Consider the following 21,324-nt stretch of genomic DNA (forward strand, 5'->3'; position numbering starts at 1 on the left):
GTCAGCCGTCCGTTCGGTGTTCGGTCCCGAAGCCGAGAGTGCGGCGCAGGTAGCCGTAGGCGTACGGGGAGCGGTGCAGCGCGGCGTCGTCGCCCTGCTCGTATACCTCGCTCGCGGTGTCCAGGACGGCGAGGCCGAGGATCTTCTCCGTCCGCCGGCAGAGGTGTTCGAGTTCGGTGAGTCGCTGGGATGCGGGCAGGCCCGCGAGGGCTGCGCACTCCTTCTCCACCTGATCGACCCCGCCACGGTACTCAGTCATCGGTTCCTCATTTCCTGTCGGACTTGATGTGTGTAGGGCCTCATCCGCCGAGGGGAAGGACAGGCGGATCCGTTGACGCCAAGGTCCTTCCGGTGATCAAACTCGGTCCCCCCGCAACCGGACATGGTGGGGCTCCCTGTGTTTGGTTGAAGATCGCTGCGTTGTCGGACTCTTTCAACACAGCCCTCCACCTGACCCTGTTTCAGCGGTGGCGAACCTCTTGAACCGTACGTACACCAACCCAGAGGATGCGGCCGACACCCGGGGCCGACCCGGAACGAACGACCATAGGGTGATCACATGACCGGGCGTCAGCCCCGTCGGGCAGCCGTCCAGTCGCGGGCGAGCAGCCCCAGCAGGACCTGGTCCAGGAACTCCCCCATCACCCAGGCCGAGGACCGCAGGGTGCCCTCCCGGACGAACCCGTTGCGCTCGGCGGCCCGGATCATCGCGTGGTTGTCCGCCAGCGTGTCGACCTGGAGCCGCTGCAGCCCGCGCACCGTGAACCCGTACTCGCACAGCGCGGCGACCACGTCCGTCCCGTACCCCCTGCCGCGACAGGACGGCAGCAGCCCGAGCCCCAGGTGCGCCGACCGGTTGTGGTTGTCGATCCCCCAGACACTGGCCGTCCCGATCAGCGCGCCGGTCTCCAGCTCCACCGCCGCGAAGACCACCGCGCTCGGATCGTCGTCCTTGATCCGCGACTCCGGCCCCCCGACGGCGACGGGCCGCCACGGCCGGCCCTCGGCCCGCGCCGAGACCAGCACGTCATTGGAGAGCTCGCGCTGAAGGATCGGCTGGTCGTCCTCGTGCCGGGCCCGCAGCCCGATCTTCTCGCCTCGAAGCATCCAAACTTCCTATCCGACCGGTCCGCCGCCCGGCAACCGCTTTGCCCGGACTGTTGCGGAACACCGGGCGCTCCGCGATCCGTTGACCCGGAGTCCGACCTGATCACCCCACCCCGACGAGCGGAGTCCCCCGCATGACGACCATTGAGCACGCCCGCTTCGGACGGCTGGAGACCGGCGCGCTCCACGACCCGGACGTCGTCTGGCAGGGCACCGCGCAGCTCGCGGACGGCGAGGTCGAGGTCCGCCTGTGGGCGGGACCCTCCAGCGCGCCGGACGCCGAGGAACTGGACGCACTCGCCGCCCGCCTCACCGACCTGCCCGCCCTCGACACGGCGGCGCGCCACGCCCTGCGGGCGCACCTGCACGAGGACCGCGGCTTCATCGACTTCCACCTCGACGAGCTCGACGGCAGCGAGACGGTCGACCGCCTGGTCCGCGAGGCGGCGGGCGAGGAGGTCGGGGCGGACGCCTTCGTGGCGACCATGCGCCTGAGCTCCGTCGGACTGTGGCTGAGCGGCCTCTCCGACGAGCCTCCGGTCGTCCTGGACTACACGTTCGAACCCGATCTCGGCGACCAGATCCTCGCCGTCAGGGCCACCCGGGACGGGGCGGTCGCCTCGGTCGACTGGGAGAGCTGACGAGGCCCCGCCCGCCCCGCTCAGCAGGACGGCCGCTCGCCGCCGCCGTCCGGCCGCCGCGCCTCCGCCATCACGGACATGGCCGCCAGCACCTCGGAGAACAACAGCGCCCCGAACACGAGCACCTGCACGTCCGGCGAACTGTCCGCACAGTACTCCGCGACGAACAGGAACGCCGCCGTCGCGGCGCCGCCGAGAACGACCAGACCCAAGGTCAGCCGGACGGCGAGCGGGAGCCGAACCGGCCTGGACGCCCCCGGCTCCTCCGGCAGGCCGATCACCCCGCCCTCCGCCCGGCCGCGCCGGCCCGGGTGTTGAAGTCGCACCGGTGCAACGCCTCCGCCAGGTCGAAACTGCCCTCGGCCGCGCCGCCCGCAGGCGGGTCCACCTCCTCGGACTCGACGGGCTCGGCGTCCGGCTGATGTTCCGTCATGCTCACTGCTCCGCACTGCTGTTGCCGACCGAACGGCGGTCACCGTCCGTGCTCCAAGCGTCGCCGTCCGACGCTACGCTGAACAGCACCGGCATGTTGGGGACTGATCCCGCAACGTGCGGTCGCTTCGGTGCCGTTGCGCAGAACGTCCCGCAACATGGAGGAGCAGCCGTGGGCTGGCAGGAACGCGAGGTGGATCCGAGCAGAAGTGCGCGCCACTTCTACGGGGCCGAGACCAGGCGACGACGTACCGAGGTCGGCTGGTCGCTCGCCCGGCTCTCGGGTGAAGTCCACTTCTCCCAGAGCACGTTGTCGCGCGTGGAGAACGGCGACATCCGGGTCCCCGACGGCCTCTCGGAGGAACTGGACAGAGTGTTCGGGACCGGCGGGTTCTTCGTCCGCCTCCTCCCGCTCGTCCTGCGGGAGGCCCATCCGGCCAAGTACCGGGAGATCCTGACCACGGCGGACCGGGCCGTCGTCGACGAGTCCTACAGCCCCATCGTGCACGGCTTGCTCCAGACCGACCGGTACGCCCGGCACGCCCTGCGCATCGGACTTCCCTACGCGCCGGAGGGCGAAGTCGAGGAGCGGGTTCGCGCCCGGCTGGGCCGGCAACTGCGCATGCGCAGCGCGGAGTGCCGGTACTGGTTCATCCTGGACGAGGGCGCTCTCCGCCGGGCGTACGGCGGCCCCGAAGTGATGGCCGAGCAGCTGCGGGTGATCCTCGACGCGGCGACCCTGCCCAACGTCGTCGTGCAGGTGCTGCCGTTCACCGCCGGAGGGCACTCGGAGACCTCATCGCTCTGGCTGCTGACGCTGGCCGACGGTCACCAGATGGCGTACGAGGAGAGCAGCCGCGCCGGAACGATCTTCGAAGAAACCCAGGCCGTCGCGGAACGCCGGGCGCTCTACGATCTGCTGAGGGCTCAGGCGTTGTCCCGCCGGGAGTCCGTGCAACTGATCGGATCCGTACTGGAAGGACTGACCACCAATGTCTCATGACCACGCGAACCGCCGTTGGCGCAAGAGCAGTTACAGCAACACCGACGGCGGCGGCTGCATCGAGGTGGACGACGCCAACCCGGGCCACGTCCGCGACTCCAAGGACCCTGCCGGACCCGTCCTGACGTTCGCCCCCGAGGCGTGGGACGCGTTCGTCGGCGCCGTCGTCACGGGCGGGTTCGGCGAGGTCTGACAGGGGCTGGTCGCTGACGCGGCCCGTGGTGGTTCAGCGGGTGTCGCGGGCCGCGCGGAGGATGAGGTCGGCGACCGCGGCCGGGTGGGAGACGGCGACGGCGTGGGAGGCGTTGTCGATGGTGACGGTCCTGGCGTGGGCGCGGTCGGCCATCCACTGCTCGGCCTTCGGCGGGATGTTGTAGTCCTGGCCGGCCACCATGGCGTAGGAGGGGATGTCCTTCCAGCGGGTGCGGGAGGAACGGGACATGACGGTGTGCCGGTCGCCCCGGCCGGGCGGACGATCCGCGCCCGCAGCCGGTCGGCCCGCCGGGAACGGTGATCCACTCCTCGTCGATCGCCGGCAGCTCGATCTCCCCGGACTGGACCTCGTCGACGGCCTTGCGGCCCTCCTCCGGACCCAGGTCGAACAGGTACGGCGGGTTGGCGGTGGCCTCGGCGAATTCCCGCGCCTGCGGCTCCAGGACCAAGCCGGCGGTGGCCTGCGAATCGGACATGGTGAAGGGCGCTTCTCGGTGATCGAACGGGGAGGCCTTCAGGTTGGTTACCCGTTCCCGCCCCGCCTGTACACGCAGCACACGCGTTCCGGCCGGTCCGCGTACTCGTCGCCACCGCCCGTCGCGCCGCCGACCCGGCGAGCCGGGGCCGGGACCGTCCGTTGCCGTCCTTCACCGCGACGCGGCCGACGTACGACCAACCGGCTCGGTGTGCCAGGGAATCACCGATCGTCCCGGAGTGGGTCGAGCCGCAGGGTCGTGGTCTCGCCACGTCTCATTGAGCCCCGGCTTCCCGGTCATCGATGAGGTGCTCCGCCGGCTGTGAGCTGCGCGCGGGCGACTTCCCGGGCATGGACAGGTACACCGGGACAGCGAGCACCGCCATCCCGGCCCCGTAGAGCAGGAAGGTGCCGGGGGTTCCGAGCCGGCTCTGGACGAGGGCTCCGATCGCCGCTCCGACGGGCATGGATCCCATGATGATCGTGCGGTACGCCCCGCCGACGGCGCCCCGGATCCCGGGCGGTGTGAGTCGTTGGCGCAGCGAGACGGTGACGACTCCCCACATGCCGCCGAGGCCGCTGCCCGCGGTCATGGCGACCCAGAGCCACGGGCCGTGGAACAGCACGGGCGCGACGAACATCAGGCCCCAGCCGATCCGGGAGGCGCACAGCACCGGCGCGCTGCCCAGCCGCCGTTCGGCGCGGTGCGCGGTCAGGGAGCCGAGGGCGGTGCCGACTCCGACGGAGCTGAGGAGGAATCCGTAGCCGGCGTCGCCGAGATGCAGTGGACCCGAAGTCGCGTACACCACGAGCAGGGCGAGGAAGGAGGTGTTCGCGAGCGTGGTCAGCGCGCCCGTGAGGGTGATCATCCGGATGGTCCGGTGGCGGAGCACGAAGGCGACCCCGGTCCAGATCCTCGTGGGCTCCTTCTCTCGCGACGGTACGCGTCCGACGTCCTTCGGCAGCAGGGCGAGTTGGAGCATCGAGCCGAGGTAGCCCGCGCCGGCGCCCAGGAAGGTGAGGGGCATGGCGACAGCGGTCAGCCAACCGGCGAGGGTGGGGGCGACGAACTGGCTGGTCACTCGCATGGAGGTGTTGAGTCGGCCGTTGGCCTTGGTGAGGTCATCGGGCGCGACGATGGTGGGGAGCACGGTCTCGCTGCTGGTGTTGAACACCGTCTCGGCGATGCCGACGAGGAACGCCAGTACCAGCAGCACTGGCAGCGTCAGGACATGGGCGACCGCGGCGATGCCGACCGTCGCGATGAGCACGGCGCGGGCCCCGTCGGCGGCGACCATCGACACCTTGCGACTGGTCCGGTCGGCGAGCATGCCCGCAGGAACTCCGAAGATCAGCCACGGCAGGGTCGTCACCACCATCACCAGGGAGGACGCGCTGCTGGAATGCGTGAGCCGGGCCGCCACGAGAAGCAGCCCCATCCGGAAGACGCCGTCCGCCGTATTGGCCAGGACGGATGCACCGAGCACCGCACGGAACGGCCCCGGCGCGAGCCGCTTCCGGCGGGCAGGAAGCCACGCGTCGGCCCTGCCCGCGCTCGCGATCTTGTTTGACATGCCCCGACCGTAGCGCCGCCGACCAGCACACCGGACGACCCCGTCCGATTCCGGGGCATCAGGGCAGGTCAGAGGCCCCGACGGCGGTTGCCGGCCGGGGTTGACGGGCTGCTTCGGGTTCCACCACCCTTCCACTAATTCATTAGTGGAAGGGTACTTTCGCGATGCCTTCAGCCGTCTCCACCCCCCTGCCTCCACCGGCCGCCGCCGCTCCCCCGCCCGTCGGCGTCCTGCGCCTGGTGCTCGCGCGGGTCTCACCTGCCGTGCTGGCGTGGGGACTTGGCGTCCTGTTCGCGGCGGTGTACTGCTGCGTCTCGCTGAATCGGTACCGCCGGTTGGAGAGTCAGGCGTACGACCTGGGGATCTTCGAGCAGGCGGTGCGGGCGTACGCGCACGGGCGGGCGCCGGTCGTGGCGTTGAAGGGGCCGGGCTACCACCTGCTCGGCGACCACTTCCATCCGATCCTGGCCACGCTCGCGCCCGTGTACCGGCTGTTCCCGGACGCCCGGACGCTGCTGGTGGCGCAGGCGGTGCTGATGGCGCTGGCGGTGGTGCCGGTGGCCCGCTGGGCGGGCGAGGTGGGCGGGCGGCGACTCGGGGCGGTGGTCGGCTGCCTGGCCGGGCTGTCCTGGGGAGTGGCCTCCGCGGTCGGCGACGACTTCCACGAAATCGCCTTCGCAGTCCCGATGTTGGCGTTCGCGGCGGTGGCGCTGGGACGCCGCCGGCCGGTCGCGGCGGTGTGCTGGGCACTGCCGCTGGTGCTGGTGAAGGAGGACCTGGGGCTGACGCTCACGGCCGTCGCCCTGCTCGCCTTCCGGCGCGCGCCGGCCGGCAGCCGGGCCCGCATACTGGCGGTGGCGGCGGCGCTGTTCGGCGTGGCGGCGACGGTGGTGACGGTCTGGCTGGTGGTGCCCGCCTTCAACCCGCACGGCGGCTTCGACTACGGCGGCCAGCTCTCCGCCGGGCAGGCCGCGTCCGCGCCGTGGACGGTGGTGCTGCGGCCGTTCTGGCCGCCGTTGAAGTGGCTGCTGCTGGGGCTGTTGGCGGCGACGGCCGGGTTCGCGGGCCTGCGTTCGCCGCTGGTGCTGATCTGCGCGCCGACCCTGGCGTGGCGGCTGCTGGCCGACAACCAGCACTACTGGGGCGTCAGTTACCACTACAGCGCGGTGCTGATGCCGCTGCTGCTGGCCGGCCTGGTGGAGACCGTCACCCGGATGGAGCGCCGCCGGGCGCGTCGCACGCTGGCCCTCGCCGCGCTCACCGCCGTCCTGACGCTGCCGCTGTACCCGCTGCGCGAGGCGGTGCTGCCGTCCGCCTGGGGGACGTCCGAGCGGGTGGTGAAGATCCGCGCCGCGCTGGCGCGGATACCGGACGGCGCGAGCGTGGTGGCGACCAATCACCTGGCCGCGCAGCTCGCCGGACGGACCGACGTCGCCCTGGTGTGCCGCGAGCCCGAGCCGCCGTTCGGCGCGCTGCGGCCGGACGGCGTCCGGGAGGGCGGCCCGCAGTGGGTGGTGGTGGACCTGGCCGACCCGAGCGTGCACGTGCCGTGCCCGGTCGCCGACACCTGGCGGATGCTGGTCGGCTACGAACAGCGCTTCGGGTACCGGGTGGTGGTCGACGACGGCGACCTGGTGCTGCTGCGCCACCCCTGACATCTCCCGAAGGTGTCGGCTTGACCGCCGCGCCCCCGTCCGCCACCATTCCACTAATCAACTAGTGAAAGGGTGGTGCGGCGTGATCGAGTACCGCCTCGATCGGCGCAGCGGCGTCCCCACGTACCAGCAGATCGTGCAGCAGACCAAGCAGGCGCTGCGGCTCGGCGCGCTGCAGCCCGGGGACAAGCTCCCGACGGCCCGGGAGGTGGTGGAGCGGACCGCGGTCAATCCCAACACGGTGCTCAAGGCGTACCGGGAGTTGGAGCGGGAGGGCCTGGTCGAGCCGCGTCCGGGGCTGGGCACCTTCGTGCTCCGTTCGCTGTCCCGGCCGGGCACGGCCGAGGACGGGCCGCTGCGGGCCGAGTTGACGGCCTGGGTGGACGGGGCGCGGCAGGCCGGGCTGGACCGGGAGGACATCAGCGCACTGGTGGCCTCCGTGCTGGATCAGCGCTTCGAGTCGGGGGTTCCCCCGGTGGCGCGGGAGACGAGGAGTGAAGGGGAGCGATGACCGAGGTCACGGGCCCCGCGCCCGCGGTGCACGCCGTGGGGCTGGGCAAGAGCTACCGTCGCGGCCAGTGGGCGCTGCGGCACTGCGGGTTCGCCGTTCCGGCGGGCCGGGTGTGCGGCGTGGTGGGTCCGAACGGTGCGGGCAAGAGCACGCTGTTCGGGCTGATGGCGCATCTGTTCGCGCCGTCGGAGGGCGAGTTGCGGGTGTTCGGCGAGCCCGCGGGCACGCCTGCGCTGCGCGCCCGGATCGGCAGCGTGACGCAGAGCAGGCCGCTGTACCCGTCGTTCACCGTCGAGGAGACACTGCGGCTGGGCCGGGAGCTCAACCCGGGCTGGGACGAGGCCTGCGCACAGCGGGTGATCGAGCTGGGCGGCCTGTCGCCCCGCGCCCGGGTGGGTTCGCTGTCCGGCGGGCAGCGCAGCCGGGTGGCGCTGGCGCTGGCCATGGCCAAGCGGCCCGAACTCCTGCTGCTGGACGAGCCGATGGCCGATCTGGACCCGCTGGCCCGGCACGACCTGATGGGCCTGCTGCTGTCGGACGCCGCCGAGCGCGCCACCACCGTGATGATCTCCTCGCACCTGCTGGCCGAGCTCGACGGCGCGATCGACCACGTGCTGCTGGTGCAGTCCGGCCGGGTCCGGCTGGCCGGCGACCTGGACGAGATCCTCGACGGCCACCGGCTGGTGACCGGACTCGCCGACGCGCCTCGCCCGCCCGGCGACGCGGTGGAGTGGCGGGTGACGGGCCGTCAGGTCACCGGCCTGCTGCGCACCGACTCCCCGGTGCCGGACGCGTGGGAGCCGAGCCGCCCGCAGCTGGAGCAGCTGCTGCTCGGCTACCTGCGCAACCCCGACGCCCCCGTTCCGTCCGCCCCCAGCACCTGCGAGGCCGCCGCATGACCACCGTCGAGCTGTCCCGCGGGAGCACCGCCCCGTCGCGGCTGTCCGTGCTGCGTCCGCGCGGCCCGTTCTGGCCGGCCTGGCGGCAGAGCCGTCCGCTGCGCCGGGTGGCGGTCGGGGTGCTGCTGGTCGCCGCGGTCGGCCTGGTGACGATGAATCTGCTGCTGCTGGACGCCGACCGCGGCCTCGCCGGCAGCCTGTGCGCCCTCCCGAACCACTGCGCGGATCTGAACTCCCGGATCTTCATGCTGAACACGGTGTTCACCAACGTGGTGCAGCCGGCGATGGTCGCCCTCCCGGTGCTGGTGGGCATGTTCGTGGGCGCGCCGCTGCTGGCCCAGGAGTACGAGCGGGGCACGGTGCAGCTGATCCGGGCGCAGTCGGTCTCGCCGGCGCGCTGGCTGACGGCCCGGCTGGTCGTCCCGGCGGTGGTGGTGGCGCTGTCGGCGGGCGTCCTGTCGGCGCTCACCACCTGGGTGTGGCGCACCGGCATCGCCGGCCACCGGTTCTTCCTCGACTCGCCGTTCCCGGGCTTCACCTACCACGCGCTCGACCTGGCCCCACTGGCCTGGTCGCTGTTCGGGCTGGCGCTGGGCACGGCGGTCGGCGTGCTGCTGCGGCGCACGATCGCGTCCATCCTGGTCAGCGGTGTGCTGCTGCTGCTCGCCGAGCTGCTGATGCGCTTCGCCCGGCCGTACTTCCTCCCGCTGGTGCACGGCTCGGCGCCGAACAGCCGCAACCACCTCGGCATGTTCATCCAGCCGTCGCAGTCGTGGCTGGTGAACAGCGGCGCGGTGCTCGCGGACGGCACCCGGCTGTCCGAGGCCGACTGCTCCCGCAACTACCAGGCCTGCCAGGACGCGCCGACGGTGTGGGGCGAGTACCACCCGGTGTCGCACTTCGTGCCGATGCAGCTGGTCGAGTCGGGCGTGCTGCTGGTGCTGACGGCCGCGCTGGTCGTGCTGGTGTACCGCCGGGTGACCCGCGCCGTGCTCTGAGCACACCCGCTCCCCCGGCCCCGGACGGTCCTCGACCGCCCGGGGCCGACGCGTTGTCCGCCCGGGGCCGACGCGCTATCCGACCAGGGTGAGCGCGAGGACGGCTTCCGGCAGGGCGACGACCACCAGGCCGTCGGAGGTGACGACGAGGGACCGGACGGGCGCGCCGAGGCGGATGTCGGCGCCGCGGTGGCGTTCGCCCCAGCGGCGCAGGCGGAGCAGGCCGTCGGACCAGGCGGCGGCGAGCAGCAGGCCGCCGGGGGTGGCGCCGAGGGCGGTGGCGGTGACGGGGTGGGGACGCCGGTCGACGGGGGCGGGCAGCGGGGGGCGGCCGGGCATCCAGGTCCAGACCCGGCCGTCCTCGCCGCCGCTGACCACCAGGGTGCCGCCGTCCGCGTCGGTGACGCCGAGCGCGGTGACGGGGCCGTCGTGCAGCGGGGTCCCGGGGCGGTGGGTGACGCCCGTGGAGAGCGTGCGGTGGCTGGTGGATCCGTCGGGGTGGCCGAGCACCAGGGCGTCGTGGTGGCCGGCGACGGCCGTGCAGGGGCCGAGCGCGTCCAGAACGCCGGACGGTGCGCCGACCGCGCCGTCCACGGTGAGCGGGCGCAGGACGCCGGACGCGTCGAGCAGCAGCGCCCCGCCGAAGGGGGTGGCGGCGAGCGAGCGTGGGTGAGGCTCCGTCAGTTCACTCGTCGTGCCGACGATTTCGCCAGTGGCGGGGTCGGCGAGACCGAGGGCGGTCCCGTCGGCGAGCAGCAGCGAGCCGGCCGTCGGGCCGACGCCGAGCGCGGTCATGCAGGGGCCGGCGGCGGGGCGGTTCCAGACGGTGTGCCAGCGGGCGGCGGCGAGGTCGGCGCAGTGCGCGGCGGACTGGTCGTCGCGGCCGGTGAGCCAGGCGTGCAGGACGGCCGCGCGGTCGGCGGGGCGGGCCAGCGCGTCCCGGTCGGGGGCGGCGAGCCGCCAGGCCTCGGCGAGGGCGGTGACGGGTGCGCCGGCGTCCTCGGCGCGCTGGAACGCTGCGGTGACGGTGGCGGGTTCGGCGTGCAGCAGCAGGTCGAGTTCGTCCAGCATCGGCGTGGCCGGGTCCGCGGCGGAGGCGTGCCGCAGCAGCAGCGCGAGGCGTTCGGGGTCGCTGCCCGCCAGGTCGGGGCCGCCGTCGGCGCGGACGGGGATGCCGCCGGCCACCTCCCACATCATCGCGCCGTGGTCGACGGGCGGCCGGTCGGCGGCGACCCGGTGGGCGACCTCGTCGGGGCGCAGCTGCCAGCGGTCGGCCATCGGCGGCGGGGGCAGCAGGTCGGCGGCGGACTTGACGACCTGTTCGCCGCCTGCGCCGGGGAGGGTGGCCCACAGTTCGGTGCTGAGCGGGCCGTCGGCGGTGGACAGGGCGGTCAGCGCGCCGCGTTCGGCCTCGGGCAGGGCGGTCCACCAGGTGTCGGCGAGGGCGGTGGCGCGTTCGGCGGGCGTCCGGGCCGGGTCGAGGACGGCGCCGAGGGTGCGGGCGGCGAGCTGGGCGAGCCCGGGGCTGGGGTGGGTGGTGGCCGGGTCGACCTGATGGCCGGTCAGCCGGGCGCACCAGGCGGCGTACTGCGCGGGGTCGGTCCACTGCGGCTGGTCGAGGTCGAGGACGGCGCCGCCGGGGGCGGCGGCGGTGAGCAGGTCGGCGGCGGGCCCGTGGGCGGCTTCGACGACCAGCAGCAGCCAGGGCACGGACAGCAGCGGGGCGAGCAGTTCGGCGGCCACCCGCTCGGGGGTGCCGGGCAGGCCCGGTCCGCCGGCCCGGTCGAGGTCGGTGACGACGACGGTGCGCGGGGTGCCGTCCTGGAGCGCTTCGAGCAGGTCGGCGGGAGTGCCGGCGGTCAGGCCGAGCAGGTCGGCGAGCCGGGTGGCGGCCGAACGGACCGTCAGCCCCTCGACGTCCAGCAACGCGTGGACCCGGCGTCCGGGCCGCGGGTGGTCGGGCGGGCAGGCGGCGGCCAGCCAGGTCAGCAGGTGGGTGCGGCCGCTGCCGGAGGAGCCGGCCACCCGGCACAGGCGGGGGCCGCGGGCGTCCTCCAGCCAGGCGAGCAGGGCCCGGCCGGCGGGCCGGCGGCCGGCCCCGAGCGGGGGCAGGCCGGGCGGCGGGGCGGCGGCAGGGACGGGGTCGGCGAGCGGGCGGCCGTGGCGCGGGTGCGGCCGGTACGCGGCGTCCGGGCCGGGCGGCCAACTGCCCTGCACCGCATGGACGGGGACCCGTCCGGCCGGGTCCGTTCCCTCGTCGAGGAGGTACCGCCAGACGGCGCCGCCCCCGTCCTGCCCATGGCCCTGGCCCTGCGTTCCGGTGTGCTGTTCGGCGCCGTTCACTGTTGCGCTGTCCTTCGCGTCCTGTCCGTCCCCGTGTGCCGGCCCCACCCTCGGGGCGGCACGGCCCGGCGGCTCTCGCCCCGCGCGGCCCGTCCCCCCGGACGTCTCCGGCGGCCGTCAGCCTACTGGAGGTGCAGATACGTCCGTTCGACCGGAAACCGCTTCCCCGCACGGCGCTCCGAACCCGCCCCACTGTGAGCTGAGCCACATTGCGCGCCGCCGTGTCACTTTTCGCGGTCCGGCAGTGCTCTCACCTCCAACACGATCAACAGTGATCGGCAGCGATCAGCGGAGAGGACACCCGGGATGACCGAGGAGCAGGCGGCACAGGCGGCGCGGACGGCCTCCGACGACGCCACGCGGGAGTACGCGGAGCACCGGGAGCTGCTGTTCTCCCTGGTCTACAACCTGCTCGGCAGCGTCGCCGACACCGAGGACGTGCTGCAGGACACCTGGCTGGCCTGGGTGGCGCGGCGCGCGGACGCGGCGGCGGAGCCGGTGGAGCACCCGAAGGCCTACCTGGTGCGGGTGGCGGTGAACCGGGCGCTGGCGCAGCAGGCGGCGGTGAGCCGGCGGCGCGAGACGTACGTGGGGCCGTGGCTGCCGGAGCCGCTGGTGGGCCCGGCGGCGGAGCCGGGCGCGGTCGGGGACGGGCAGGCGGAGGTGGAGCGGGCCGAGTCGGTGTCGATGGCGCTGCTGGTGGTGCTGGAGACGCTGTCGCCGCTGGAGCGCAGCGCGTTCGTGCTGCACGAGGTGTTCGGGTACAGCGGCACGGAGATCGCCGGCATCCTGGGCCGCAGCCCGGCGGCGGTACGGCAGTTGACGAAACGGGCGCGGGAGCACGTGCAGGCCGGGCGGCCCCGGTACGAGCCGGAGCCGGCGGTGCGGCGGCAGGTGACGGAGCGTTTCCTGGCGGCGGCCCTCGGCGGCGACCTGGCGGCGCTGCTGGAGCTGCTGTCGCCCGAGGTGACGCTGTGGGGCGACGGCGGCGGGAAGGCCCCCGGGGGGCTGCGTCCGCTCACCGGCCGGTCCAAGGTGGCGCGGCTGCTGGCGGGTCTGGCGCCGAAGACCGGCCGGGGCCTGGAGTTCGACTGGCGGACCGTCAACGGCGCGCCGGCGGTGGTGCTTTCGGCCTTCGGCCGGACGTTCGCGGTGCTGGTGCTGGACCTGGTACCGGACGGCGACCGGATCTCCGGCATCTACGCGGTGTCGAACCCGGACAAGCTCGGAGGCGTGGCGTGAAGGGCGCGGGTGTGAAGGGCACCGGTGTGAAGGGGTCCGACGTGCGCGGGTCCGGCCCGAAGGGCTCCGACGTGAACGGCTCCGGCGCGAAGGGGTCCGGCGCGAACGGCTCCGGCCCGAGCCGGGCCGCCGCGTGGTTGACGGTGCCCGCCGGTCGGCGCGGCAAGTGGGTGGTGCTGGCGCTGTGGGCGCTGCTGCTGGTACCGGCCCTGTTGCTGGCGGGGCGGCTCGGCGAGGCGGAGCAGAACGACAACGCGGCATGGCTGCCGAGTGGGGCGGAGTCCACCGCCGTGGTGCAGCGGGCCGCCGCGTTCGGAGCGGCGGACACCGTTCCGGCGATCGTCCTGTACGACCGTCCGACCGGCATCACAGCCTCCGATCTGACGAAAGCACAGGCCGACGCTGCGGCGTTCGGCTCGGTCGGGGCCGTGGTCGGCGCCGTGCAGGGCCCGGTCGCCTCGCCGGACGGGAAGGCCCTGCAGACGGTCGTCCAGCTCCGCAAGGGCAAGGACGGCTGGGAGGGGCTGGGCCGCAGCGTGGACGCGCTGACCGCGATCGGCGCCGCGCCCGCGGACGGCCTCGGGTTCCACGTCACGGGGCCCGCCGGGTACGCCTCCGACTCGATCAAGGCGTTCGGCGCGGGCGGCGGCCTGACCACGATCACCGCGATCGTGGTGGTGGTGATCCTGCTGCTCACCTACCGCAGTCCGTGGCTGCCGCTGCTGTCGCTGGTCACCGTCGGCGGGGCGCTGGCGGTCGCCGAGGCGGCGGTGTTCCTGCTGGCCCGGTACGCCGGACTGGTCGTCAACAAGCAGACCGGGTTCATCCTGGTGGTGCTGGTGTTCGGCGCGGCCACCGACTACGCGCTGCTGCTGATCGCCCGCTACCGCGAGGAACTGGCGGTCCATCAGGATCCGCACGAGGCGATGGCCCGGGCGCTGCGCCGCTGTGCCCCGGCGATCACCGCCTCGGCGGCGACCGTCGCGGCGGGACTCCTGCTGCTGGTCCTGGCCGAGCTCAACTCCACCCGCGGCATGGGGCCGGCCTGTGCGATCGGCGTCCTGGTCGGCTGGCTGGCGATGCTCACCCTGATGCCCGCCCTGCTGGTCGCCTGCGGGCGCCGCGCGTTCTGGCCGCGCCGCCCCGAGTTCGGCGCGGCCGCACCGGACGGCGGCCGGGTCTGGACCCGCCTGGGCGACGCGATCGCCCGCCGCCCGCGCACCGTCTGGATCGGCACCGCGCTCGTCCTCGGCGCGCTCGCCCTCGGCTCCTTCTCGCTGCGCGCGGACGGCCTCGCCGACACCGAGCAGTTCACCGGACATCCACAGACCGCCGTCGGCAAGCAGATCCAGTCCGCGCACTTCCCGGCCGGCGCGGGCGACCCGCTGTACGTGGTGGCCGGGGCGGACGCCGCCGAGCCGGTCCGCGCGGCACTGGCCGGCGTACCCGGTGTACGGGCCGTCTCCCCGCCGCTCCCGGCCGGCTCGCAGATCCTCCTGTCGGCCGAACTGTCCGCGGACCCGAGCAGCCGGGACGCGATGCGCACCGTCGCCCTCGCCCGCACCGCGGTGCACGCCGTGCCCGGCGCGGACGCGCTGGTCGGCGGGACGACCGCGATCGCCCTGGACACCCGGGACGCGGCCGCCCACGACGACGCCCTGATCATCCCGGTGGTGCTGCTGACCGTCCTGCTGATCCTCGCCGTCCTGCTCAGGTCGGCCGTCGCTCCGCTGCTGCTGATCGGCACCGTGGTGCTCTCCTTCGGCGCGGCGCTCGGGGTCTCCGCCCTGGTCTTCCGCCACCTGTTCCACTTCGCCGGGACGGACGCCTCGTTCCCGCTCCTCGCCTTCGTCTTCCTGGTCGCCCTCGGCGTCGACTACAACATCTTCCTGGTCACCCGCATCCGCGAGGACGCCCGCACCCTCGGCACCCGCCGCGCCGCCCGCACCGCGCTCACCGCCACCGGCGGCGTCATCACCTCCGCCGGCCTGGTCCTCGCCGGCACCTTCGCCGCGATGGCCTCGCTCCCCCTCGTCTTCGCCGCCGAACTCGGCTTCACCGTCGCCTTCGGGGTCCTCCTCGACACCCTGATCGTCCGCTCCGTCCTCGTCACCGCCCTCACCCTCCACACCGGCCCCCACCTCTGGTGGCCGGCCCGCCACCCCTGACCCACCCACCCCGGCCGGCGCCACGGCTCCTCGCCACCCACGCCGGCCGGGCTCCGGGGCCTCAGGTCGCGGACTGCACAAAAACCTGTTCGCCCTCTCCGTCCGGTTCCTCGAAGTCGGCCACGTACCGGTCGAGCAGTTTCTGATCCACCGTCACGGAGTTGGCGCCCTGCTCGCCGTTGCGCACGGCGAGCCGGCGCTCCAGCGTCGCCCGGTCGGCCTTGAGGTGGATCAACTCCCAACGGCCGCTGTGGCTTTCGACCAACGCCTTGTAGTCGTCACGGGCGGCGCGGCTCCAGAAGCTGTAGTCCACCACCACGTCGCGCCGGGCCCGCACCAGTGCGACCAGTTCGTCCCGCTGAAGGCGGCGGACCTCTTCCTTGAGCCGGTCGTACGCATCGGCCTCCAGCACCAGGCCGGCATCGCGCTGCCCCAGCCGCTGCCAGACCACTTCGTCGATCGACAGCCGGACGAAACCGCGCCGCACCAAATCCTGCGCGTAGGTGGTCTTCCCCGCTCCGGGAAGCCCGCACATCAGCACCACCGTGCTCGATCGACCTGCCATCCGGTCAGGTTAGAACGCGGAGCCTCGTGGCGGCGTCGATCCGCGTTGTTTACCTGGGCTATGACGATCCGAAACCCGGCTCGCACCGTTCGTTCCCGCATGCGGCGGCGGTTGCCCAAAAGTTCACCGGTACGGGCGAACTGACGATTCGTCGGGAACGGCCCCGTCCGGCCGCGCCTGTGGTGTGGTGCGGTCGGACGGGGCCGTGGACGCCCGTCGGCCGGTGGGCCTATTGCCGTCAGACCAGGTGGTCGAAGGCCCCGGCCTTCGCGCCCTGAACCATGGCCCGGATCTCGTCGCGCGTGTAGACGAGCGGCGTCTGCTCCGGCCGCTTGGAGTCACGGACGGCGATGAACGCGCCGACCACGCCGAACTCCACGCAGTTGTCGTTGCCCCCGCTGAACGGGGACTTCTCCCAGACGACCGCTGAGTAGTCCAGTTCGGCGGGGACGGGCTTGGTGGTGCTCAACTCTTACAGCTCCTTGAGAATCTTGCTGATCCGGCTGCGGGTCTCGGGTGGGCCGAGGGCACGGGCCCGCAGATGGTCGAAGACCTCGGTGTAGCGCTCCACATCCTCAGATCCCTCGAAGTACACCGAGTTGGTGAGATTCTCCACCCAAACCACCTCCGGATTCGAATCCGGGAAACCCATCAGCATGAACGATCCGTACAGTCCGGGATGGAAGCCGGCCGCGAACGGCAGCAGCTGAAGCGTGATGCCCGGACGCGGCGAGAGCTCCAGAAGGTGCTCCAACTGCCCTTTGAAAACAGTTCGGTTGCTCCCGATCCGCGCTATCGCGGCTTCGTCGATCACCGCCCAGAGCTTCGGAGCGCCTTCACGGTCCAGCAGCTTCTCCTGCCGTTCCATCCGCACCGCGACCAGCGCGTCGATCTGGCGGTCCGTCAGATCCACCCGCATCTCGGCGATCACCCGGCGCGCGTAGTCCGCGGTCTGCAGCAGGCCCGGCATCAGCTGCGGTTCGTACGACCGCAGGCTGGTCGCGCTGGACTCCAGCGCCAGATAGCCGCCGTACTGCGTGGTGTTGATGACCGCCGAGTACTTCTTCCACCACTGCTGACGCTGCGCCTGGTCGGCGCGGACCAGGTCGAGGATGTCCTCCCGCTCGGCCGGGTCGGTGACCCGGTAGCAGTCCAGCAGGGCCTTCACCAGCAGCGGGGTGGTGCCCCGGTCGCCGTTCTCGATCCGGCTCAGCGAGCTCTGGTTGACCTCCACCACCTCGGCGACATGACTCAGCGTCAACTCCCGCTCGTCCCTCAACTCCTTGAGCCGGGACGCGAGCTGACGACGGTAAACCGACTTGGGCGTGGGGTTTCTCTTCGCCATGGGCCGCAGTCTCCACCGAGCCGAGACCGCACAGCAACTAGATCGAGGGAAATCGGGCTGGGCATATTGCCCAGTCGGTAATCATGGAGGCATGCTGACTCCCGGTAGCGCGCAGTGACCTCATTGTCGCTCCTCGTGGCACTTAACGCCGCGTGCCCCGACGCCGACACGACCGCCGAACCCTTGAGCGAGCCATCACCCTTTGGTGGCCGACGACTCGCTCCACCGCCCGGGAGCCCGCCATCCGCGAAGACCTCGCCCCCTCACCGCACAAGTCCGGCTCCACCCAGGGCTTCTACCTCTCGCCGCGCCCCGACGGATTCGTCCTGCACATGAACGCCAGTGCCGCACACCTGGTCGACATGCGCGCCCACGTCCTCAAAACCGTCACCTCGGCCGGCGGCACCGAGGAACTCGCCGACGCCGCCCGGCTGGTGGCGAGCGAACTCGTCGGCAACGCGGTACGCCTGTGCGGCCCGCACGCACCCGTCGTCGTCCTCCTCGCCCACACCGAGCAGGACGTCGTCGTCCAGGTCCACGACCCCGAACCGGCGGCCCTCCCCTGCCGCTCCACCGAGCCCCCGGACAACCCCCGCGCCAACACCGGCCGCGGCCTCTGGATCCTCGACGCCCTCGCCCCGGGCTGGACCGTCACCCCCACCCCCCTCGGCAAACAGATCACCTGCACCCTCCCCCGCCACTGACCACCCTCACCGCCCCTGCTGCCCCGCCTCGCCCTGGCATCCACCCCCTGGCCGGCCGCAGCCCGCTCCCGCCAACTCCCGAGCGCCGCCCCACCCCTGAATCCACCCTCGCCGGCCGCAGGCCACAACCCCGCACCCACCCCTCCGGCAGGCCCCAACCCGCTGTCACCAACTCCTCCGCGCCATCCCACCCCTGAATCCCCCGCGCGCCGACCGCAGGCCGAAACCCCTGCACCCACCCCAAGCAGGCCGCAGGCCGCTCTCACCAACTCCGGCGCGCTGCCCCACCCCTGATTCCATCCCCCGCGTCGGCCGCAGGCCGCTCCCACCAACTCCCGCGCGCCGCCCCACCCCTGAATCCACCCTCGCCGGCCGCAGGCAGGCCGCAGGCCGCTCTCACCAACTCCGGCGTGCGGCCAGCGGGTTGCGCAGGTGGTTGACCAACTCCCGGCGGAGCGCCCGGTCCTGCGCGGTCTCGGTGGGCAGGTCGAGCTGCACGATGTCGACGCCGGCCGCGCGCAGGAGGTTGATGCGGGACGCGACGGTCGCGGGGGAGCCGGTGTAGGCGTTGGCGAGGTTGCGGCGGATGTAGGAGGCGATCTGGTCGGGGCCGGCGAGGCCCCGCTCGCGGTCGCGGTCGAGCGCGACGGCGTCGAGATGACGGGCCGCTTCGGGCCCCGCCGCCAGGCGGATCGCGTCGCGGCGGAGGCGCCGCAGGTGCTGTTGCGCAGCGGTGTCGGTGTCGGCGAGGACGACGGTGACGTGCCGCCAGATGCGCAGGGTGCGCCCGTGCCGGGCGGCGACGGCGCGGGCTTCGGCGATCCGCCGCCGGGTGTCGGGCAGCGGCAGCGGTGGCACGGCGTACACCTGCGCGTACTTCGCGGCGAGTTCGACGCCCTGCGGCGACGAGCCGCCGAAGGAGAGCAGTTCGCCGCGGGGCGCGGGCCGCAGGCCGGGTCTGGAGGCGCGCAGCGTGTAGTACTCGCCGTGGTGGTCGAGATCGGTCTCGGTGGCGAGGTACCGGGTGAGGACCGAGAGGTACTCCTCGGCGCGCCGGTAGCGCTCCGCCTTGGGCAGGGTGTCGCCGTCCCGGGCGACGTCCGTGTCGCTGGAGCCGATGATCAGGTGGGCGCTGATCCGGCCGCCGGAGAGCCGGTCCAGGGTCGCGAGCGCGCGGGCGGCGGTGGTGGGCGAGGTGGTGCCGATGCGGTGGGCGGCGGCGATCCGCAGGCGGCTCGTGGCCGCGAGCGCCCAGCCGGCCACCAGCCACGGGTCGGGCCAGGAGGAGGACTGGACGACGAGCGCGCTGTCCAGGCCGTCCTCCTCCAACTCCCTTGCGGTGCGGCTGATGTGGGCAGGGTCGGCGGTGCGGTCGCGCGGGTCGGGCGCCCAGCGCAGGGCCTGCCGTTCGGCGGGGGTGTCGCCTAGCACAGCGGCGGCGCGGACGCCGCCGCGCAGTTCGAGTTCCATCGAGGGTCTCCAGGTCGGACGGATCGAGGTGGTGGGCGGGCCGCGGGACCGCGGCCCGCGGCGGAACAGGCGGCGGTCACCTCGCGGTGGGCCCGAGCCGGGCGAGGGTGTCGAGCAGTCGGGTGCGGCTGGTGAACACCTCGGGCGGCAGCGAGACGTACAGCTGGATGGCGGTGACGCCGGGCTGCTGGTAACGCAGGATCTGTTCGCGGCACTCCTCGGGCGAGCCGCTGAGGAACAGCGTGTCGACCACCTCGTCGGGCAGCGCCCGCTGCGCGCCCTCGTGGTCGCCGTCGGCCCACCGCTTGTGCGTCTCGGCGAGCAACTCGCCGTTGCCGAGCCACTGGTGGAACTTGCGGTAGGGCTCCCGGTTGAGGATCCAGGCGAGGAACGGCCGGCTGGCGCGGTGCGCGTACGCGGTGTCCTCGGTGGGGCAGACGAACACCTTGACGACGAGCTCCTTGCCGGGCGGCTGCGGCCCGACCGCGTCGAGCACCTTCGGCAGGTCCTGGGCGCCGAGCAGGTTGGTGATCGCCCCGTCGCCCTCGGTGAAGCCGAGCCGGAGCATGCCGGGTCGCAGCGCGCCGAGGATGACCTTGACCGGCTCGGTGGGCGGGTGCGGCAGGCGGTAGCCGGTGATGGAGAAGGTGTCGAACTCCCCGGCGACGTGCTCTCCGCGCAGCGCGGCGGTGAGGAAGCGCAGGACGTCGCGGGTGCGCTTGAACGGCTCGTCGAACGGGATGCCGTTGATGTCGGTGACGTGCGCGGGCACCGACGCCCCGATGCCCAACAGGACGCGCCCGGGCGCGAGTTGGGCGAGCGTGGCGGCGGTCTGGGCGAGCACGGCGGGCCCGCGGGTGTGCACGGGGACGATGCCGGTGGCGATCCGCAGGTGCGGCGACCAGGCGGCGGTGGCGGCGAGCGGCGTGAACGCGTCGGTGCCGCCGCCCTCCGCGCTCCACACGTCGCTGTAGCCGAGCTCCGGCAGCCGTTCCACCAGGAAGCGGTGCCGGTCGATGGTGAGTCCGGGCAGCGGCAGGGTGATGCCCCAGGCCGGCGCGGACCGGTGGTTCTGCATGGTCGATCAACTACCCTTCTGTGTCGCTGGCCTGACTGCCAGTCACTTCCCGACCCGGACGGTGGTGAGGTCGAGGAACCAGGACTGCGGCTGGACGAGCCCGTGGACGGTCGGCGCGAGGGCGCGCGGGTTGCGGTCGTTGACCACGAACAGCCACGGGGCGTCCTCGGTGACCTTCCGCAGCGCGCTGCGGTAGTCGGCCTGCCGGGCCGCCTGGTCCGGCTCGGCAGCGGCTGCGGCGATCAGCCCGTCGACCGCCGGGCTGGCGTAATGCCCGGTCCAGAACGGGCTGTTGGAGCCGACGAACAGCGGCAGCAGCGCCTCGGACTGGAACAGCGTGGTGGACTGGGCGATGGCGTCGGAGCCGAGCGCGACCTGCCCCTTGGCCTCGGCGCCGATCAGGGTGGTCCAGTCGGTGGTGCGGATCTCCACCTTGATGCCGACGGCGGCGAGGTCGCGCTGCAGCGCCTCGGTGATCGGGACGGGCAGCAGGTTGCCGGAACCGCCGGTGGGCACCGTGACCGAGGTGCTGAACCCGTTCGGGTAGCCGGCCTCGGCGAGCAACTTCCGCGCCTTGTCCGGGTCGTGGGAGTACCGGTTGCCCGCCGGGTCATAGGCGGCGGTGGCCCGCGGCGCGGCCTGGTAGGCGGGGTCGGCGGTGCCGTGCAGCAGCTTGTCCGCGATGGCCTGCCGGTCGATCGCGAAGTTCGCCGCCTGCCTGACCCGCACGTCCGCCCACGGCCCCTTGGCGGTGTCGAGGATCCAGTACCACAGGTGGTCGTAGCTGTTGGTGAGGATCTGCGCGCCGGAGGCCTTCAGGCTGTCCAGGTCGTCGGGGTTCGGGTACTCGATCCAGTTCACGCCGCCGGAGCGCAGCGCGGCGGTGCGGGCCGCCGCGTCG

Annotated in this window: 23 protein-coding genes; 10 read left to right on the forward strand and 13 right to left on the reverse strand. The window is 73.1% G+C overall.

The features are described 5' to 3' along the window. Window position 1: 1 nt before the first annotated feature. Window positions 2-259: a hypothetical protein gene (locus tag IEZ12_RS02675; RefSeq protein WP_043910708.1), complete on the reverse strand. Its 258-nt coding sequence runs from the start codon at window positions 257-259 to the stop codon at window positions 2-4. A 311-nt stretch (window positions 260-570) separates the two neighbouring features. Next, window positions 571-1,107 (reverse strand): GNAT family N-acetyltransferase, encoded by a 537-nt coding sequence (locus IEZ12_RS02680; RefSeq protein WP_189270566.1) that lies wholly within the window; start codon window positions 1,105-1,107, stop codon window positions 571-573. A 134-nt stretch (window positions 1,108-1,241) separates the two neighbouring features. Between IEZ12_RS02680 and IEZ12_RS02685 the strand changes: the two genes are divergently transcribed. Further along, window positions 1,242-1,748 carry a DUF2004 domain-containing protein gene (locus tag IEZ12_RS02685; protein ID WP_189270567.1) on the forward strand — a complete coding sequence of 169 codons (507 nt, stop codon included), beginning with the start codon at window positions 1,242-1,244 and terminating at the stop codon, window positions 1,746-1,748. Window positions 1,749-1,768: 20 nt separating this feature from the next. Here IEZ12_RS02685 and IEZ12_RS02690 read toward each other — a convergent pair whose 3' ends face one another. Continuing rightward, window positions 1,769-2,029: a hypothetical protein gene (locus IEZ12_RS02690; protein ID WP_189270568.1), complete on the reverse strand. Its 261-nt coding sequence runs from the start codon at window positions 2,027-2,029 to the stop codon at window positions 1,769-1,771. Next, on the reverse strand, window positions 2,026-2,181 hold the full coding sequence (locus IEZ12_RS02695; protein ID WP_189270569.1) for a hypothetical protein: 156 nt from the start codon (window positions 2,179-2,181) through the stop codon (window positions 2,026-2,028). Before IEZ12_RS02695 ends, IEZ12_RS02690 begins: the two co-directional genes overlap by 4 nt. A 171-nt stretch (window positions 2,182-2,352) precedes the next feature. Here IEZ12_RS02695 and IEZ12_RS02700 point away from each other — a divergent pair, with 171 nt between their 5' ends. Both IEZ12_RS02700 and IEZ12_RS02705 read left to right on the forward strand, forming a co-directional pair. Further along, window positions 2,353-3,183 (forward strand): helix-turn-helix domain-containing protein, encoded by an 831-nt coding sequence (locus IEZ12_RS02700; protein WP_189270570.1) that lies wholly within the window; start codon window positions 2,353-2,355, stop codon window positions 3,181-3,183. After that, window positions 3,173-3,376 carry a DUF397 domain-containing protein gene (locus IEZ12_RS02705; protein ID WP_189270571.1) on the forward strand — a complete coding sequence of 68 codons (204 nt, stop codon included), beginning with the start codon at window positions 3,173-3,175 and terminating at the stop codon, window positions 3,374-3,376. Before IEZ12_RS02700 ends, IEZ12_RS02705 begins: the two co-directional genes overlap by 11 nt. A 33-nt stretch (window positions 3,377-3,409) precedes the next feature. Here the strand turns inward: IEZ12_RS02705 and IEZ12_RS02710 are convergent, their stop codons facing one another. Together IEZ12_RS02710 and IEZ12_RS02715 are read right to left on the reverse strand one after the other, a co-directional pair. Next, complete coding sequence (locus tag IEZ12_RS02710) at window positions 3,410-3,895, reverse strand: alpha/beta fold hydrolase (RefSeq protein WP_189270865.1); 486 nt, start codon at window positions 3,893-3,895, stop codon at window positions 3,410-3,412. A gap of 251 nt (window positions 3,896-4,146) precedes the next feature. Beyond that, entirely contained in the window at window positions 4,147-5,445 is a 1,299-nt protein-coding gene (locus IEZ12_RS02715; protein WP_189270572.1) for an MFS transporter, read from the reverse strand. Between the two features lie 164 nt (window positions 5,446-5,609). On the opposite strand from IEZ12_RS02715, the gene IEZ12_RS02720 reads away from it, so the two are divergent. The 4 genes from IEZ12_RS02720 to IEZ12_RS02735 all read left to right on the forward strand — a co-directional run bounded on the left by IEZ12_RS02720 (window position 5,610) and on the right by IEZ12_RS02735 (window position 9,508). After that, the gene (locus IEZ12_RS02720) at window positions 5,610-7,100 is read left to right on the forward strand and encodes a DUF2079 domain-containing protein (protein WP_189270573.1); all 1,491 of its coding nucleotides are present in this window, start codon (window positions 5,610-5,612) and stop codon (window positions 7,098-7,100) included. An 82-nt stretch (window positions 7,101-7,182) separates the two neighbouring features. Continuing rightward, on the forward strand, window positions 7,183-7,611 hold the full coding sequence (locus IEZ12_RS02725; protein WP_043910699.1) for a GntR family transcriptional regulator: 429 nt from the start codon (window positions 7,183-7,185) through the stop codon (window positions 7,609-7,611). Then, window positions 7,608-8,510, forward strand: coding sequence for an ABC transporter ATP-binding protein (locus IEZ12_RS02730; protein WP_189270574.1), 903 nt, complete (start codon window positions 7,608-7,610; stop codon window positions 8,508-8,510). Before IEZ12_RS02725 ends, IEZ12_RS02730 begins: the two co-directional genes overlap by 4 nt. Beyond that, window positions 8,507-9,508, forward strand: a complete 1,002-nt coding sequence (locus tag IEZ12_RS02735; protein ID WP_189270575.1) for an ABC-2 membrane transporter-related protein — start codon at window positions 8,507-8,509, stop codon at window positions 9,506-9,508. The genes IEZ12_RS02730 and IEZ12_RS02735 overlap by 4 nt, the downstream gene beginning before the upstream one ends. Before the next feature lie 75 nt (window positions 9,509-9,583). Here the strand turns inward: IEZ12_RS02735 and IEZ12_RS02740 are convergent, their stop codons facing one another. Next, window positions 9,584-11,851, reverse strand: coding sequence for a hypothetical protein (locus IEZ12_RS02740; RefSeq protein ID WP_189270576.1), 2,268 nt, complete (start codon window positions 11,849-11,851; stop codon window positions 9,584-9,586). Window positions 11,852-12,157: 306 nt separating this feature from the next. On the opposite strand from IEZ12_RS02740, the gene sigJ reads away from it, so the two are divergent. Then, window positions 12,158-13,093, forward strand: coding sequence for an RNA polymerase sigma factor SigJ (gene sigJ, locus IEZ12_RS02745; RefSeq protein WP_189270577.1), 936 nt, complete (start codon window positions 12,158-12,160; stop codon window positions 13,091-13,093). Window positions 13,094-13,134: 41 nt separating this feature from the next. After that, window positions 13,135-15,261: an MMPL family transporter gene (locus IEZ12_RS02750; RefSeq protein WP_229847175.1), complete on the forward strand. Its 2,127-nt coding sequence runs from the start codon at window positions 13,135-13,137 to the stop codon at window positions 15,259-15,261. A 61-nt stretch (window positions 15,262-15,322) separates the two neighbouring features. Here IEZ12_RS02750 and IEZ12_RS02755 read toward each other — a convergent pair whose 3' ends face one another. From IEZ12_RS02755 to IEZ12_RS02765, 3 genes are all read right to left on the reverse strand, one after another. After that, on the reverse strand, window positions 15,323-15,826 hold the full coding sequence (locus IEZ12_RS02755) for a P-loop nucleotide/nucleoside kinase family protein (RefSeq protein WP_189270578.1): 504 nt from the start codon (window positions 15,824-15,826) through the stop codon (window positions 15,323-15,325). Window positions 15,827-16,064: 238 nt separating this feature from the next. Further along, window positions 16,065-16,295: a DUF397 domain-containing protein gene (locus IEZ12_RS02760; RefSeq protein ID WP_100586335.1), complete on the reverse strand. Its 231-nt coding sequence runs from the start codon at window positions 16,293-16,295 to the stop codon at window positions 16,065-16,067. A 3-nt stretch (window positions 16,296-16,298) separates the two neighbouring features. After that, entirely contained in the window at window positions 16,299-17,171 is an 873-nt protein-coding gene (locus IEZ12_RS02765) for a helix-turn-helix domain-containing protein (RefSeq protein WP_189270579.1), read from the reverse strand. 152 nt (window positions 17,172-17,323) lie between these two features. Between IEZ12_RS02765 and IEZ12_RS02770 the strand changes: the two genes are divergently transcribed. Next, window positions 17,324-17,875 carry an ATP-binding protein gene (locus tag IEZ12_RS02770; protein WP_229847176.1) on the forward strand — a complete coding sequence of 184 codons (552 nt, stop codon included), beginning with the start codon at window positions 17,324-17,326 and terminating at the stop codon, window positions 17,873-17,875. Window positions 17,876-18,271: 396 nt separating this feature from the next. On the opposite strand, the gene IEZ12_RS02775 is transcribed toward IEZ12_RS02770, so the two are convergent. The 3 genes from IEZ12_RS02775 to IEZ12_RS02785 form a co-directional block, all read right to left on the reverse strand. Next, the gene (locus IEZ12_RS02775; protein WP_189270580.1) at window positions 18,272-19,345 is read right to left on the reverse strand and encodes an LLM class flavin-dependent oxidoreductase; all 1,074 of its coding nucleotides are present in this window, start codon (window positions 19,343-19,345) and stop codon (window positions 18,272-18,274) included. Between the two features lie 76 nt (window positions 19,346-19,421). Then, complete coding sequence (locus IEZ12_RS02780; protein WP_043910687.1) at window positions 19,422-20,423, reverse strand: LLM class F420-dependent oxidoreductase; 1,002 nt, start codon at window positions 20,421-20,423, stop codon at window positions 19,422-19,424. 42 nt (window positions 20,424-20,465) lie between these two features. Next, on the reverse strand, window positions 20,466-21,324 hold an 859-nt coding region (locus IEZ12_RS02785), incomplete at its 5' end, for an ABC transporter substrate-binding protein (RefSeq protein WP_229847177.1).

This window comes from Kitasatospora griseola (assembly GCF_014648555.1).
GTDB classification, from domain to species: Bacteria; Actinomycetota; Actinomycetes; order Streptomycetales; family Streptomycetaceae; genus Kitasatospora; species Kitasatospora griseola.